Genomic DNA, 15594 nt, shown 5'->3' on the forward strand with positions numbered 1-15594 from the left:
TTTCGGCCGGCGGCGAAGTCCGACTCTTGTAGACAGCTTGGTCCACCCCCATATTGGGGCGACCGACGCGTGAAGGATTCCAAATTGAGCGATCTTCTTTCCCGCCGCCTGGCCTTGCTCGGCGAGCGCGCCAACCTGCCCCTGCTCACCCGCTGCCTGCATGGCATCGAGCGCGAGTGTCTGCGGGTCGATGGCAATGGCCAACTGGCGCTGACGCCGCACTCCCCCGCGCTGGGCTCGGCCCTGACCCATGCGCAGATCACCACGGACTATTCCGAATCCCTGCTGGAGTTCATCACTCCGGCCGAGGCCGATCCGGCGCAGACCCTGGCTGACCTGGAGAAGGTCCATCGATTCACCGCCGGCAAGCTCGGCGATGAACTGCTCTGGAGCCCGTCCATGCCTTGCCGGCTGCCGTCGGAAGAAGATATTCCGATCGCCCGCTACGGCACCTCGCCCATCGGCCGCCTGAAGTACGTCTACCGCAAAGGTCTGGCCGTGCGTTATGGCAAGACGATGCAGTGCATTGCCGGCATCCACTACAACTACTCACTGCCCGAGGCGCTCTGGCCGCTGCTCAAGCAGGCCGAAGGTGATCCGCAAAGCGACCGCGACTACCAGTCGGCGCGCTACATCGCGATGATCCGAAACTTCCGCCGCTACAGCTGGCTGCTGATGTATCTGTTCGGCGCCGCGCCGGCCCTGGACAAAAGCTTCCTGCGCGGCCGCCCGCACGATCTCGACAGCCTCGACGCGGATACGCTCTTCCTGCCGTACGCCACCAGCCTGCGTATGAGCGACCTGGGCTACCAGAACAATGCCCAGGCCGGCCTCACGCCTTGCTACAACAGCCTCGACAGCTACCTGTCGAGCCTGCGCCAGGCAGTCTCCACGCCCTACCCGCCCTATGCCGAAATCGGCACCAAGCAGGATGGCGAATGGGTACAGCTGAATACCAACGTGATCCAGATCGAGAACGAGTACTACTCGTCGATCCGCCCCAAGCGCGTCACCTACACCGGCGAGCGCCCGATCCAGGCGCTGATGGCCCGTGGTGTGCAATACGTGGAAGTGCGTTGCCTCGACATCAACCCGTTCCTGCCGCTGGGCATCGACCTCACCGAAGCCCGTTTCCTCGACGCCTTCCTGCTGTTCTGCGCCCTGCAGGACAGCCCGCCGATGGCCGGAGAGGAATGCCGCAGCGCCACCGACAACTTCCAGCGAGTGGTCAAGGAAGGGCGCCGTCCGGGTCTGACGCTGCAACGCCACGGCCATGCCGTCGGTCTCACGGAGTGGGCCGGGGATCTGCTCGACCGCATCGCTCATACCGCTGAACTGTTGGACCGCGCGCTGGACACCGAGGATCACTCCACAGCCCTGGCCACCCAGCGCGCCAAGGTCGCCGATCCCGAACTCACCCCTTCGGCCCGGGTACTGGCGGAACTTCGCAGCAACGGCGAAAGCTTCAGCCAGTTCGCCCTGCGTCATAGCCGCCAGCACGCCGACTACTTCCGCAGCCAGCCTCTGAGCGCCGAGGACCAGGCCCGATTCGAGGCCCTGGCCCGTGAATCGCTGGATGAACAGGCACGCCTGGAAGCCGAACCGGAAGTGGACTTCGACACCTTCGTCGCCGCCTACCAGGCGAGCATCCTGGGCTTGATCAGCAACTGATCAGCGTCTCCGGCATGGACCTTCGCGGTTCCATGCCGGAGCGTTCCGCCTCACTCCTCGAACGCAGCGTCCAGCGGCACCCGGTAGCCCACTGCCAGCCGGTTGGTCTCATTGGCCATGCCGATTACCGCCATCAGCTCGCCCAGCATCGCCTCTGTCATCCCGGCCTTGCGCGCCGCTGCCGTGTGCGAGCCTATGCAGTAGCCGCAATTGTTGGTCACGCTCACGGCGATATAGATCAGCTCCTTGGTCAGGGGATCGAGGGCACCGTCGGGTGCCATCACCTCCTTCAGACTCTCCCAGGTGCGGCGCAGGGTTTCCGGGTGCCGCGCCAATGCCTTCCAGAAGTTGTTCACCTGGTCCACCTTGCGGGTGGCCATGATGTCCTCGAACACGGCGCGGACTTCCGGACCGGCATTTTCATATTCGATCAAGTGCTTGGACGACACCGCTGGACTCCCCTCACGTTATGGGCCAGACCAGTATAGGCAGCCACCCATACCGGCTCGCCGCCACCAAGGAGAAGGTCAAATGTCGAAGCGCTTTCCGGGCCGCCTGGCCCTCGCCCTACCAGTGTTGCTGCCGCTGCTTGCCCAGGCTGCACAGCCGGGCCTCTGGGATACCTACGCCACGCTCAAATCCAGGACCTGGGTCGACCTGACCCACGCTTACGACGAGCAGGTGCCGCATTGGAAGGGCTTCGAGAATGCCCAGCGCAAGACGCTCTATACGGTCGACAAGGACGGTTTCCAGGTGGACCTCTACACGCATGTCGGCCAGTGGGGTACCCACGTCGACCCACCGGTGCATTTCCACAAGGGCTTGCGCAGCGTCGACCAGATCGATGTGAAAGAGCAACTGCTGCCCCTGGTCGTTCTGGATGTCCACGAGAAGGTGGCGAAGAATCCCGACTACGTGCTCACGCTGGCCGATGTGAAGGACTGGGAAGCCAGGCATGGCGCGGTACCGGAAGGATCGTTCGTGGCCATGCGCACCGACTGGTCCAGGCGCTGGCCGAGCCAGGAGAAGATCCAGAACGCCGATGCCCAAGGCGTGGCCCACTATCCGGGATGGAGCAAGGAGGCGCTGGTCTACCTGTACGAAACCCGCAAGATCACAGCGTCCGGCCATGAAACCACCGACACCGATCCGGGCCTGGCGACCAGCAAGGACGACTATTCACTGGAGTCCTACATCCTAGGAAGGGATCACTACCAGATCGAGCTGCTGGCCAACCTCGACCAGGTACCTGAGGCAGGCGCCCTGGTCGTGGTCAGCTTCCCTAAGATTGCCCGCGGCAGCGGATTCCCGGCACGGGTATTCGCCATCCTGCCCTGAGTCGGCTTGCCGCGCCCCGGCACAATCGCCGGGGCTCGGGTCAGAGCGTCTTCTCGAATATCTGGGAATTGCGCTGGTAGTTGTACAGCGAGGCACGCGCCGCCGGCAGATGTTCCACGCCACTGGGCTGGAAGCCACGCTCGCGGAACCAATGGGCGGTGCGTGTGGTGAGGACGAAGAGGGTCTTCAGGCCGAGGGCGCGAGCCCGTTCCTCGATGCGTTCCAACAACTCGTCACCACGGCCGCCATGGCGGTACTCCGGATTCACCGCCAGGCAAGCCAGCTCGCCGGTATCGGAATCGGCGATGGGGTAGAGCGCCGCGCAGGCGATGATCAGGCCATCGCGCTCGACGATGGTGAACTGCTCGATCTCCCGCTCCAGCACCTCGCGCGAACGGCGCACCAGGATGCCCTGATCCTCCAACGGGGTGATCAGGTCGATCAGGCCGCCGACATCGTCGATGGTGGCTTCACGGAGGGACTCGAACTGCTCCTGGTCCACCAGGGTGCCGCCGCCGTCACGGGTGAACAGCTCGGTCAGTAGCGAGCCGTCCTCGGCATAGCTGACCATGTGGCTCCGCTTGACCCCGGCACGGCAGGCCTGGGCGGCGGCGTCCAGTAGCTCGGCCTGGTAGTTGTTGCCCAGACGGGTCAGGTGCGGCGGTACCTGTTGCGGGCGCAATTCGCGCACCAGCTTTCCGGACTCGTCGATCAGGCCGCGCTCGGCGCCGAACAGGATCAGCTTGTCCGCACCCAGGTCGATCGCCACGCGGGTGGCCACGTCCTCGCAGGCGAGATTGAAGATTTCCCCGGTAGGCGAATAGCCAAGCGGCGACAGCAGCACGATCGTGCGCTCGTCCAGCAGGCGGCCGATGCCCTTGCGGTCGATCCGGCGCACTTCACCGGTGTGGTGATAGTCGATGCCGTCGACGACGCCGATGGGGCGCGCGGTGACGAAGTTGCCGGTGCTCACCCGCAACCGCGAGCCCTGCATGGGCGAGGCGGCAATATCCATGGACAGGCGCGCCTCGATGGCGATGCGCAACTGGCCCACGGCGTCGATTACGCACTCCAGCGTCGGGCCGTCCGTAATCCGCAGGTCGCGGTGGAAGTGCGGGGTCAGGCCACGAGTGGCCAGGCGCGCTTCGATCTGCGGCCGTGAACCGTGTACCAGCACCAGACGCACGCCCATGCTGTGCAGCAGCACCAGGTCATGGACGATATTGCCGAAATTCGGGTGGGCGACACCCTCGCCGGGCAGCATCACCACGAAGGTGCAGTCCCGGTGGGCGTTGATGTAGGGAGTAGCGTGGCGCAGCCAGTTGACGTAATCGGGCATGGTTCCGTGAGCCTGAACAGGTGGCGAATAGACGAAGGCGGTGCTCGGCCGGCGAGCAGTGAGTCGGCGCGTTATCGTCGTCGCATGAGCATCAACGGAAACCCTCCCGGTCAGGATGTGGTGGCGGATTGAAGGCAGTAATGCTGGATGAGCTGGCGCAATAGCGCAACGGTAGGCTCGATCCGTGACAGTTCGAGGTGCTCGTCCGGCTGGTGGGCACAGGCGATGTCGCCAGGGCCGAGCACCAGGGTCTCGCAACCGAGCTGCTGAAGATACGGCGCTTCGGTGCCGAAGGCCACCGCTTGCGCCGTATGGCCGGTAAGACGTTCGGCCAGGCGCACCAGATCACTTTCCGGAGACTGTTCGAACGGCGGTACCGCCGGGAACAGCGGCTTGAAGTCGATCTTCACCTGGTAATGCTCCGCCACCGGGCGCAGGCGCTGGCGGATGACCGCGCGCAGGGTTTCCGGGTTCATTCCCGGAAGCGGCCGTAGGTCGAACTCCAGGCTGCACTGGCCGCAGATGCGGTTGGGGTTGTCGCCACCATGGATGCAGCCGAGGTTGAGGGTCGGCTGGGGCACGGTGAATTGCGGATTGCGGAACTCCTGCTGCCATTCGCCACGCAGCTCGATCAGGTCGCTCATCACCGCATGCATGGCTTCCAGGGCGCTGTGACCGAGGCTGGGGTCAGAGGAATGGCCACTCTGCCCGAGGATATCGATGCGCTCCATCATTACCCCCTTGTGCAGGCGGATCGGCTTGAGGCCTGTCGGCTCGCCGATCACCGCCGCGCGGCCCAGCGGTTGCCCGGCCTGCGCCAGCGCACGGGCACCGGCCATGGAGCTCTCCTCGTCGCAGGTCGCGAGGATGATCAGCGGTTGGCGGAAGTGCTGGTCGAGCAGGCCACGAACGGCTTCGATGGCCAAGGGGAAGAAGCCCTTCATGTCACAGCTGCCCAGCCCGTACCAGCGATTGTTGACCTCACTAAGCTTCAGCGGGTCGGTTTTCCACAGGGCGGAATCGAACGGCACGGTGTCGCTATGGCCAGCCAGCACCAGACCGCCGGGACCCGTTCCGTAGGTCGCGAGCAAGTTGGCCTTGCCCGGCGCCACCTGCTGGATCTCGCAGCGGAAGCCAAGGTCACCGAGCCAGCTCGCAAGCAAGTCGATCACCGCCTGGTTCGACTGGTCCCAACTGGGCTGGGTGCAGCTCACCGAAGGTGTGGCGATCAGCGCAGCGAACTGCGATTTCAGGTCTGGAACGGACATCGGGGACCTCCTCGGACGAGGGATCATCATAGGCCCAGCCCGCGCGCGGTGAAACCGCTGCGGCAAGGTGCTGACCTGTCCTGTAAACTTCACCGCCTTGGTAGCCACCCCCTGGCTGCGTCTGAAAGACCCCGGCGATGAACAAAGAGACCGAAATCAAGCTTCGCGCCAGCCGCGAGACCCTGGAAGCCCTGCGCGACCACCCGCTGCTGAAGAAGCGCAACAAGTCCGGCTGGGAACGCCGCGAGCTTTTCAACCAGTACTTCGACACCCCGGAACGGGACCTGGCCCAGGCCCGCGTGGCCCTGCGCCTGCGCCGTGACGGCGAACAGTTCATCCAGACCCTCAAGACCCGCGGCCAGAGCGTGGCCGGGCTGTCCGAGCGCAACGAGTGGGACTGGTACCTGGACAAGGCCAAGCTGGACCCGAAGAAACTCACCGACGAGTGCTGGCCCGCCAGCCTGGCCGAACTGGACAAAAAGCAGCTCAAGCCGATCTTCACCACCGACTTCAATCGCGACCGGGCCGAAATTGCCTGGGGTCGCGGCAAGGCCAAGGTGGTGATCGAAGCTGCCCTGGACCTGGGCAAGGTCATCGCCGGCAAGCAGGAAGAAGAAATCTGCGAGCTGGAACTGGAGTTGCGCCAAGGCGAGCCCGAGGCGCTGCTGGAACTGGCCGCCGAACTGGCCGCCGACCTGCCACTGATGCCCTGCGATATCAGCAAGGCCGAGCGCGGCTACCGTCTGCACGATGCCAACAGCTACCACCTCAGCCTGCCGATTCCGGAACTTAGCGCCGAACTGTCGCTGGACGACGCCTTTGCCGCGCTGGCCTGGCACCTGCTGGGTAGCAGCCAGCGTCTGGCCGAGCAGTACCGTTTCAATGGCCACTGGAAGCTGCTGGTGGACTGGTTGCAGCAACTGGTCGACCTGCGCGCCCTGATCGGCAGCCTCGGCCAGGCCGCCCCACGCGCCAGCAGCCACGACCTGCGCGAAGCCCTGGACGCCCTGCTCAAGGACTGGCGCCCGCGCGTCCAGGCCGGTGAGCTGGATGAAGCCGTACGTCACGCTGCGCCGCAGCAGTTCGCCGAAGAACTCGCCGGCACCCGCTGGGGCCTGTTCTCCCTCAACGCATCGCGCTGGCTGCTGGCTCGCGCCTGGACCGTCGAGCGCAACGAGCGCGGCAACCGCCAGGGCAAGGCGTCGCTGGGCAACTGGCTGCCGCGCCTGCTCGCCGAAGAAGCCGAAGCCCTCAAGCTGGAGCGTTACAAGCGCCAGCCCGAGGACCTGTCCGAGCAGCTGCCGCGCATCGAGCGCCTGCTGGTCTGGCTGCGCCTGGCACGCCAGGTGTTGGAAGTGCCGGAAGCCGACCGCGCCTACGGTGAACTGTCCAAGTTCGCCGAACTGGCCGCCCTGCCCCTGGACGGCGAGGTATTGGCCGCCCGTAGCGAGCAGGCACAGACACTGATCAGCCTGCGCGGCTGGAAAGCGCTGACCAGGTAAGGCGAGCCCGGGAACCCGCCATGCTCAAGCAAAGCTTCCGCTCCGTGGTCACCACCTGGCTCACCGGCCTGCTGGCCCTGTTGCCGCTGGTGCTGACCCTGGCGTTGCTGGCCTGGCTGTTCAGCCTGCTGAATCGACTGGTTGGGCCATCCACTGTGATCGGCCAGCTCCTCGGCGCCCTTGGCCAACCGTTCGCCAGCAACCCGGTGCTGGCGTACTTGGTGGGCACACTGGTGCTACTGGGCAGTCTCTATCCGCTGGGCCTGGCGGTGCAGCTCGGCCTGCGCCGCCCGCTAGCCTGGCTGCTGGACATGACGCTGCGCCGCGCACCGCTGATCGGAAGCCTGTACGGCCTGGCGGACCGCTTCGTCGGCCTGCTCGATCGCAGCAAGAACGCCGACATCGCCGCCATGAGTCCGGTCTGGTGCATCTTCGGCGGTGAAGGCGCGGCCGTCCTGGCCCTTTGCCCCAACCCGGAAACCTTCGAACTGGATGGCCGTTCCTACTGCGCCATTCTGGTCCCGACCGCGCCCATTCCCGTGGGTGGCGGGCTGATCTACGTCCCGGTGGAATGGCTCCGCCCTGCGGAAATGGGCGTGGAAGGCCTGACCAGCATCTATCTGTCCATGGGACTCACCCCACCGCACCAAGCCGGGAAGCTGGCGAAGGAGCAGGCGGTGCCTACGGACGGCGACAAGGCCTCCTGAAAATGCCCTTGTAGGGGCGAATTCATTCGCCAAGCGGGCCGAAGGTCTGCCAATTGTCGTGAGCCTGATAGGCCGACTGCGCTGCCCCTGACGATTGAAATCGCCCCCACAGGCTTTCTTACCCCTGCCCCACCGGCAAGCTGGTGGTGGATTTGATCTCCGACAACGCGACGATCGAGTTCACCTCCTGTATTCCCGGCACCAGCGATAGCTTCTCGAAGAAGAAGCGCTCGTAGGCCTCGATGTCGCGGGTGACGATGCGCAGCATGAAGTCCACTGCGCCCATCAGCACATGGCATTCCAGCACCTCGGGAAACTGACGCATGGCCTCGGCGAACTCGGTGAGGTTGGAGCGACCGTGGGCGTTGAGTTTCACCTGGGCGAAGATCTGCGCGTTGAGACCGATCTTGCGCCGATCCAGCAGGGTGACCTGGCGGCGAATCACGCCTTCATCCTTCAGGCGCTGGATGCGTCTCCAGCAAGGTGATTGGGACAGCCCAACCCGTTCGGCAATCTCCGCGGTGGACAGGCTCGCATCTTCCTGCAGCAGGTCGAGAATGCGTTTGTCGTAGGCATCCAGGGTGATGGACATAAAATTTCCAGATTAAACTGATTACCCGGAAAGTTTATCCAAAGATGACGCCCGCCCGCACGATTCAGGCAGAAAAAACCCACTTCAGGCTGGAAAACTATCGGCGTCCCCACCGAGGAATCCAGCATGCTCAGCCTCCAGTCCGCCCCCGTCGCCCGTGAAGACCACTGGCACCCGCACACCGCCCAGCTCCAGGCCCGCGAAATGCAATTCGCCATCCTCGCCGAGGCGGAAGCGGACATCCTCGGCCGGCTGCTTGCCTTCTTCGCCCAGCTGCAACTGGTACCGCACTGGCTGGAGGTCAACCGACTCGGCGATAACCTGCTGGTCCAGCTGCGCCAGCCCGGACTGACCCCGCACCGGGCCGAGGTCATCGCGCAGAAAATGCGCTCGCTGGTCAGTGTCTTCTCGGTGGAGTTGGAACCGTTCGCCATTACTTGATGCGGCTCTTAGCCGAATGATGGCAATTCGGGCATGCTTGCCGTCCCGCGTGAAGAGCGTTTGACTACTCTTCCAGACTGAGCAGCGTGACCGAGGAGCTTGCATGTCCGCCTTTGCCTCACCCGCCCAGGACCGTTGGCTGGATCTCAACGACCTGATGCGCGAACTGGTATCCCAGGGCCGCCTGAGCCAGGACCAGGCAGAGCATTGCCTGGCCATTCGCCGAAGCGCGGTGAACAACCAGCAGCATCCGCTGGAGTTCCTGGCCAGCCAGCAGGTGGATGACCTCAAGCGCCCAGGCAAGAAACTCGACCTGGAAACCCTCAGCCACTGGCTGGCCGAGCATGCCGGCCAGCCCTACCTGCGTATCGACCCGCTGAAGATCGATGTCGCCGCCATCACCCCGTTGATGTCCTACGCCTTCGCCCAGCGCCACAAGATTCTCGCCGTGGCCGCCGACAGCGAAGCGGTGACAATCGCCAGCGCCCAGCCCTTCGTACAGAGCTGGGAAAGCAACCTGACCCACGTGCTCAAGCGCCCGATCAAACGGGTCGTGGCCAACCCGATCGACATCCAGAAGTTCACCCTGGAGTTTTATCGCCTGGCCAAGTCGGTCAGCGGCGCCAGCGCGCTGGACCAGAAGATCAGCGGTGTCGGCAACTTCGAGCAGTTGCTCAAGCTCGGCTCCAGCGAGCAGGAGCCGGACGCCAACGATGCACACATCGTCAACATCGTCGACTGGCTGTTCCAGTACGCCTATCAGCAACGCGCCAGCGATATCCACATCGAGCCACGACGCGAACAGGGCAGTGTGCGCTTCCGCATCGACGGCGTGCTGCACACCGTCTACCAGTTCCCGCCCCAGGTCACCATGGCGGTGGTCAGCCGCCTCAAGAGCCTCGGACGCATGAACGTGGCGGAAAAGCGCAAGCCCCAGGACGGCAGGGTCAAGACCAAGACCCCGGATGGTGGCGAAGTGGAGCTGCGCCTCTCCACGCTGCCAACGGCCTTCGGCGAGAAGATGGTGATGCGGATCTTCGACCCCGAGGTGCTGCTGAAGAGCTTCGACCAACTCGGCTTCTCCCAGGACGACCTGCGCCGCTGGCAGAGCATGACCAACCAGCCCAACGGCATCATCCTGGTCACCGGCCCCACCGGTTCGGGCAAGACCACCACGCTCTACACCACCCTCAAGCAGCTGGCCACCAGCGAGGTGAACGTCTGCACCATCGAAGACCCCATCGAGATGATCGAGGGCGCCTTCAACCAGATGCAGGTGCAGCACAACATCGACCTGACCTTCGCCAGTGGCGTGCGCGCGCTGATGCGGCAGGACCCCGACATCATCATGGTCGGCGAGATCCGCGATCTGGAGACCGCCGAAATGGCCATCCAGGCCGCATTGACCGGTCACCTCGTGCTCTCCACCCTGCACACCAACGACGCCCCCAGCGCCATTACCCGCCTGCTGGAACTGGGCGTGCCCTACTACCTGCTGCGTGCCACCCTGCTCGGGGTCATGGCCCAACGTCTGGTACGGACCCTCTGTCCGCACTGCAAGGCACCGATGGAGCTTCGCGAAGAAGACTGGAGCAGCCTGACCAAACCCTGGAGCGCGCCGTTGCCCACGGGAGCGCACCGTGCCGTCGGTTGCCTGGAATGCCGCGACACCGGCTACCGCGGTCGGGCCGGGGTCTACGAGATCATGCTGCTGTCCGATGCGGTCAAACCGTTGATCACCGCCGACACCGACTTGATCGCCCTACGTCGAGCCGCTTTCAAGGAAGGCATGCGCAGCCTGCGCCTGTCCGGGGCGCAGAAAGTCGCCTCGGGCCTGACGACCATCGAAGAAGTGCTGCGGGTCACGCCACAAAGCGAGCAGAAATGAAATGCTATCCGGCTGCTGAAATCCCTCCGGCGCAATCGCGCTAGCGGGGCCTCAGCCGCCAGGACATATAGCCAGCAAACGGAGCAATTCCCATGGAAATCGGCAGTGTCGTCATCCTCTTCGTTGCCCTTGCGATCGCAATCGTGTTCATGGGCTTCAAGGTCGTACCACAAGGCTTCGAGTGGACCGTGGAGCGCTTCGGCCGCTACACCAACACGCTCAAACCCGGCCTGAACATCATCGTGCCGGTGATGGACCGCATCGGTCGCAAGATCAACGTCATGGAAAGCGTGCTGGACATTCCCCCACAAGAAGCCATCAGCGCCGACAACGCCATCGTCACCATCGACGCCGTGTGCTTCTTCCAGGTGATCAACACCGCCCAGGCGGCCTACGAGGTCAACGACCTGGAACACGCCATACGCAACCTGGTGATGACCAACATCCGCACCGTGCTCGGTTCCATGGAACTTGACGCCATGCTCAGCCAGCGTGACGCGATCAACGAGCGCCTGCTGCGCACGGTCGATGAGGCCACGGCGCCCTGGGGCATCAAGGTCACCCGTATCGAGATCAAGGACATCAGCCCGCCGGCCGATCTGGTGGAAGCCATGGCCAGCCAGATGAAGGCCGAGCGCCTGAAACGCGCGCAGGTGCTGGAAGCCGAAGGCCGGCGCCAGGCGGAAATCCTCACGGCCGAGGGCGAGAAGCAAGCCCAGATCCTCAAGGCTGAAGGTGAGCGTACGGCCGCCTTCCTTGAAGCCGAGGCGCGCGAGCGCGCCGCCCAGGCCGAAGCGGAGGCGACCCGCGTGGTATCGGACGCAATCGCCCACGGCAACGTGCAGGCGGTGAACTACTTCGTCGCGCAGAAATACGTCGAGGCACTGGGCAAACTGGCCAGCGCCAACAACAGCAAGGTGGTACTGATGCCCCTGGAAGCTAGCCAGGTGATCGGCGCCGTGGGCGGCATCGGCGAAATCGTCCGCGCCACCTTCGACGGCAAGAAGGGCTGAACCGATGTGGAATTACCTCCAGCACCTGACCTACTGGGACTGGCTGGCCCTCGGCACCCTGCTGCTGATACTCGAAGTCTTCGGCGCCGGCGGCTACTTGCTGTGGATAGGCGTGGCCGCAGCCTGCGTCGGAGTGATCACCTTCATCGCCCCGGAACTGCACTGGGCCATCCAGTTCCTGCTGTTCGGCGTCCTCTCCATCCTCACTGCGGTGTTCTGGTGGCGTCGTCAGCGCAGCGCCGCCAAGGTCTCAGACCAGCCAGGTCTGAACCGTCGCGGCTACGAGTTCGTGGGCCGCGAATTTGCCTTGCATGAAGCCATCAGCGGCGGTCGCGGCAAGATTCGCGCCGGCGATTCCGTCTGGCTGGTGTCCGGCCCCGACCTGCCCGCCGGCAGCCAGGTCCGCGTCGTCGGCCAGGACGGCGTGCTGCTGAAGGTGGAGCCGGTCTGATGCTCCCGGCCTGCCCAGTGCGGGCAGGCCGCCTATCACCAGCTAGGCTTCCTGGCGATCGCGAAGGAAGTTCCATCATGTCATCTACCCAGCACCTGCGCCCGCTGCTCGCCGCGGGCTTCCTGCTGTTGCTTGCCGCCTGCGCCAACATCGGTGCGCAGACCACCGAATACGTCGGCACGCCCCATGCCGCACCTACCGACCCAGCCGGTGTGGAAGTACTGCGCCGTGAACCTGCCCGCCCCCATGACCGCCTCGGCGAAGTCGTGGTCGACGCCAGCACCGAGCCGCCGCCCCCGGTCACGGAGATCGAACAGAAACTACGCGAAGAGGCCGCGGAGATAGGCGGCGAGGCCGTGGTGGTGGTCTATGACCGCATCCAGCCGGTGGCGGCCTATGTCAGCGGACCGCTCTGGGCGCGGGATGTGGAGACCATCCAGGGTCGCAAGCTGAAGGGCATTGTCATTCGCTATCGCTGAGCCGGGAACGACATGTAGCCTTGACGGGCTCCGGGACATTCACGGAACCTGCACGCCACCGTGAAACACGCTCGCCAGCACAGCGGATGTCTGCATGACGAAGCACCAAAAGAAGGCGCCGCCCAAACCGGTACGGCGCCCTGTCTATCCCGTCCTGGCGGGTCTGCTGCTATTGATCAGCCTGGGAGCCTGGCTGTACATCGCGGGCGGCGCTGGCGGGCTGCCGGGCATGAAACCGCCTCCCACAGCCAGCACCCAGCCCGCCAGCCTGGTGGACGAGGGCCAGTGTGCCGGCTGCCACACCCAGCAGGCCAGAGACTGGCAAGGCAGCCATCACCAACTGGCGATGCAGGCCGCCACCGACAGCAGCGTGCTTGGCGATTTCAACGACGCCAGCTTCAAGGACGAAAAGGAAACCACCCGCTTCTTCCGCAAGGACGGCGGCTTCTGGATCAACGTTCCCGGAGCCGATGGCAAGCCAGCCGATTTCCGCGTCGCCTATGCCTTCGGCGTCGCGCCGCTACAGCAGTACCTGATCGAGGTTCCTGGTGGCCGCCTCCAGGCCCTGGGCGTGGCCTGGGATGTGGAAAAACGCGCCTGGTTCCACCTCTACCCGGGCCAGGGCGTGGACTTCAAGGACCCGCTGCACTGGAGCAATCCCCAGCAGAACGCCAACTTCATGTGCGTGGAGTGCCACACCACCGGTTTCAAGCGCGCATTCGACCCCGCCGCGGATCGCTTCACCAGCCACTGGAACAGCCTCGGAGTGGGCTGCCAGGCCTGCCATGGCCCTGCTTCGAAGCACATGGAGTGGGTCGCTAAGAAGAACCGTGCCGCCAATGCCGGCTTCGCCTACGACCTCGCCACGAGCGACAAGATCAGGGAAGTGGAGACCTGCGCCCGCTGCCATGCCCGCCGCGCGCCGCTGGACGATGGTTACCACAGCGAACGCAGGCTGATGGACGACTACCTGCCCAGCGCACTGACCCGCGAGCTCTACGAGATCGACGGCAAGATCAAGGAGGAGGTTTTCGAGTACGGTGCTTTCACCCAGAGCAAGATGTTCGCCAAGGGTGTGCGCTGCAGCAATTGCCACAACCCCCACAGCACCTCGCTCAAGGCCTCGGGCAATGGCGTCTGCCTGCAGTGCCACAACCCCTCCGGCAAGGCCGGCATCGAGGGCATCGACGGCCAGGGCCTGAAGGCGAAGAACTACGAGTCTCCCGAACACCACCATCACAACCCCGGCCAGACGGGCTCCCAGTGCGTGGATTGCCACATGCCGGGCAAGTTCTTCATGGTCAACGACTATCGTCATGACCACGGCTTCACCCTGCCCAACCCCGCCCGCGCCCTGCGCCTGGGCACCACGGATGCCTGCCTGGGCTGCCACCGCGAGCAACCGGGCGACCAGGTCGCCGAGCAGTTCCGCCTCTGGTATGGCGAGAGCAAGGTCGTCGCGCCGCGCTACGACGAGAGCCTGTGGCTGATCCGCAACGGTAGGCCAGGGGCTTCGCGAGCGCTGTTTCAGCAGTTGGAAACACAGGGGTTACCGGCCATTCGCCGCGCCACCCTGCTGGCCGAATTGCCCACCTATCCCGGCGAGCGCGCCCTCAAGGCCGCAGCCCGTGACCTGACCCACCCCGCACCGCAGGTGCGTGAGGCAGCAATCAAGGCCGTGGCGGCCCTTGTTCCGCCGGAGCAGCGCCGCAATGTGCTGGCGCCGCTGCTGAGCGACCCGGTGCGCGCCGTGCGCATCGCCGCCGCCTACGCCCTGCTGGGCATGCACAGCACGGGGCTGGGCAACTACGAGTCGAGCTGGAGCAAGGCCATTGAAGAGTACGAAGCCGTGCAGCTGCGCCTGCAGGAACGCGCCGAGGCGAATCTCAATCTGGCCATGCTGTACCAGGCCAATGGCCGCTCCGGCGCCGTGGAGCCGCATCTGCGCACCGCGCTGCAGCGCGACCCGAGCTTCCTGCCGGCGTTGGTCGCCCTGGTGCAGTGGCTGGATGGCAATTTCCGCTGGGAGGAAGGTCGCGCCCTGCTCGAACAAGGCCTGAAGGAACACCCCGAGTCGGCGCTGCTGCACTATGCCAATGGCCTGATGCTGGTGCGCAAGGGCGATCTTCAGGCGGCCCTGAAGGCCTTTGCCGAAGCGGTCCGGCTGGAGCCGAAGAACAGCCAGTACGACTACGTGTACGCCGTCGCACTGCACGACAGCGGCCAGCTCGAAGTGGCGTGTCATCGCCTGGAGGAACTGCTGGAGCGCGACCCGGCCAACCGCGAAGCGCGTCTGGCGCTGATCAACTACTGGCGCGAAGCCGGGCAAATCCAGAAGGTCCAGGCGTTGCTGGCGGAGCTGGAGCAGCAGAACCCTGACGACCCCGCGTTGCGGCGGGAGTGACGAGGCTAGCAAGGAGCCATGACCGACTGGCGAACAGTTTGAACTCCGGGGTGGACGGCCGAATCTGAATCTTCAGGTCCACCCCAGAACGGAGTAACACGCCATGCGCACTCGTCTGTATGCAGCCGCCTTCGCCCTGGTCGCCCTACCAGTTGGTTCGGCCATGGCCGACGGTGACTTCTGGCGCGATGTCATCTCGTCCGGAGCTACCACCGCTTCCACTTACCTGACCTTCAAGGACGACAAGCTGATAGTCGCAGCACGCGACGATGCCAGCAGCTTCGTCGCCAGTGGCGGCGAAATCCGCGGCCCGTACCTTGAAGCTGCGCTGCAGCGCATCCGCAGCGAACACCCGGATATCAAGGCCAGCGACAGCGAACTGGCCAACGCGATCCTCGCTACCGAGGAGTAATGTTTCGCGAATGAATTCGCTCCCACAAGGTTCAGTCCTGTGGGAGCGAATTCATTCGCGATCTGAAGCTTGCACCAAGCCTTTGGCGA

The 15594-nt window shown here is 64.6% G+C and carries 15 protein-coding genes; 11 read left to right on the forward strand and 4 right to left on the reverse strand.

From position 1 onward, the window contains the following. Positions 1-84: 84 nt before the first annotated feature. Positions 85-1671, forward strand: coding sequence for a glutamate--cysteine ligase (gshA, locus tag SA496_RS24770; RefSeq protein ID WP_120654033.1), 1587 nt, complete (start codon positions 85-87; stop codon positions 1669-1671). Between the two features lie 50 nt (positions 1672-1721). Here gshA and SA496_RS24775 read toward each other — a convergent pair whose 3' ends face one another. Next, positions 1722-2120 carry a carboxymuconolactone decarboxylase family protein gene (locus SA496_RS24775; RefSeq protein WP_280359868.1) on the reverse strand — a complete coding sequence of 133 codons (399 nt, stop codon included), beginning with the start codon at positions 2118-2120 and terminating at the stop codon, positions 1722-1724. A gap of 82 nt (positions 2121-2202) precedes the next feature. Here SA496_RS24775 and SA496_RS24780 point away from each other — a divergent pair, with 82 nt between their 5' ends. Continuing rightward, complete coding sequence (locus tag SA496_RS24780; RefSeq protein WP_120654031.1) at positions 2203-3009, forward strand: cyclase family protein; 807 nt, start codon at positions 2203-2205, stop codon at positions 3007-3009. A gap of 40 nt (positions 3010-3049) precedes the next feature. Here the strand turns inward: SA496_RS24780 and argA are convergent, their stop codons facing one another. Both argA and argE read right to left on the reverse strand, forming a co-directional pair. Next, positions 3050-4348 (reverse strand): amino-acid N-acetyltransferase, encoded by a 1299-nt coding sequence (argA, locus tag SA496_RS24785; protein WP_330114642.1) that lies wholly within the window; start codon positions 4346-4348, stop codon positions 3050-3052. A 110-nt stretch (positions 4349-4458) separates the two neighbouring features. Beyond that, positions 4459-5616, reverse strand: a complete 1158-nt coding sequence (gene argE, locus SA496_RS24790; protein ID WP_330114643.1) for an acetylornithine deacetylase — start codon at positions 5614-5616, stop codon at positions 4459-4461. 137 nt (positions 5617-5753) lie between these two features. Between argE and SA496_RS24795 the strand changes: the two genes are divergently transcribed. After that, complete coding sequence (locus SA496_RS24795) at positions 5754-7118, forward strand: CYTH domain-containing protein (protein ID WP_120654028.1); 1365 nt, start codon at positions 5754-5756, stop codon at positions 7116-7118. A gap of 20 nt (positions 7119-7138) precedes the next feature. Beyond that, positions 7139-7825 (forward strand): DUF502 domain-containing protein, encoded by a 687-nt coding sequence (locus SA496_RS24800; RefSeq protein ID WP_120654027.1) that lies wholly within the window; start codon positions 7139-7141, stop codon positions 7823-7825. 118 nt (positions 7826-7943) lie between these two features. On the opposite strand, the gene SA496_RS24805 is transcribed toward SA496_RS24800, so the two are convergent. Then, positions 7944-8417 carry an Lrp/AsnC family transcriptional regulator gene (locus SA496_RS24805; protein WP_120654026.1) on the reverse strand — a complete coding sequence of 158 codons (474 nt, stop codon included), beginning with the start codon at positions 8415-8417 and terminating at the stop codon, positions 7944-7946. 126 nt (positions 8418-8543) lie between these two features. Between SA496_RS24805 and SA496_RS24810 the strand changes: the two genes are divergently transcribed. The 7 genes from SA496_RS24810 to SA496_RS24840 all read left to right on the forward strand — a co-directional run bounded on the left by SA496_RS24810 (position 8544) and on the right by SA496_RS24840 (position 15505). Next, on the forward strand, positions 8544-8858 hold the full coding sequence (locus SA496_RS24810; RefSeq protein ID WP_120654025.1) for a hypothetical protein: 315 nt from the start codon (positions 8544-8546) through the stop codon (positions 8856-8858). A 103-nt stretch (positions 8859-8961) separates the two neighbouring features. After that, complete coding sequence (locus SA496_RS24815) at positions 8962-10746, forward strand: GspE/PulE family protein (protein ID WP_120654024.1); 1785 nt, start codon at positions 8962-8964, stop codon at positions 10744-10746. Between the two features lie 92 nt (positions 10747-10838). After that, on the forward strand, positions 10839-11759 hold the full coding sequence (locus SA496_RS24820) for an SPFH domain-containing protein (protein WP_120654023.1): 921 nt from the start codon (positions 10839-10841) through the stop codon (positions 11757-11759). 4 nt (positions 11760-11763) lie between these two features. Next, the gene (locus SA496_RS24825; RefSeq protein ID WP_120654022.1) at positions 11764-12210 is read left to right on the forward strand and encodes an NfeD family protein; all 447 of its coding nucleotides are present in this window, start codon (positions 11764-11766) and stop codon (positions 12208-12210) included. 77 nt (positions 12211-12287) lie between these two features. Further along, on the forward strand, positions 12288-12689 hold the full coding sequence (locus tag SA496_RS24830) for a hypothetical protein (protein WP_330114644.1): 402 nt from the start codon (positions 12288-12290) through the stop codon (positions 12687-12689). Positions 12690-12783: 94 nt separating this feature from the next. Further along, entirely contained in the window at positions 12784-15093 is a 2310-nt protein-coding gene (locus tag SA496_RS24835; RefSeq protein WP_330114645.1) for a tetratricopeptide repeat protein, read from the forward strand. Positions 15094-15196: 103 nt separating this feature from the next. Further along, complete coding sequence (locus SA496_RS24840; protein WP_120654019.1) at positions 15197-15505, forward strand: DUF2388 domain-containing protein; 309 nt, start codon at positions 15197-15199, stop codon at positions 15503-15505. The last annotated feature ends 89 nt before the right edge of the window (positions 15506-15594 follow it).

Source organism: Pseudomonas sp. JS3066 (genome assembly GCF_036328175.1).
Lineage (GTDB): Bacteria > Pseudomonadota > Gammaproteobacteria > Pseudomonadales > Pseudomonadaceae > Metapseudomonas.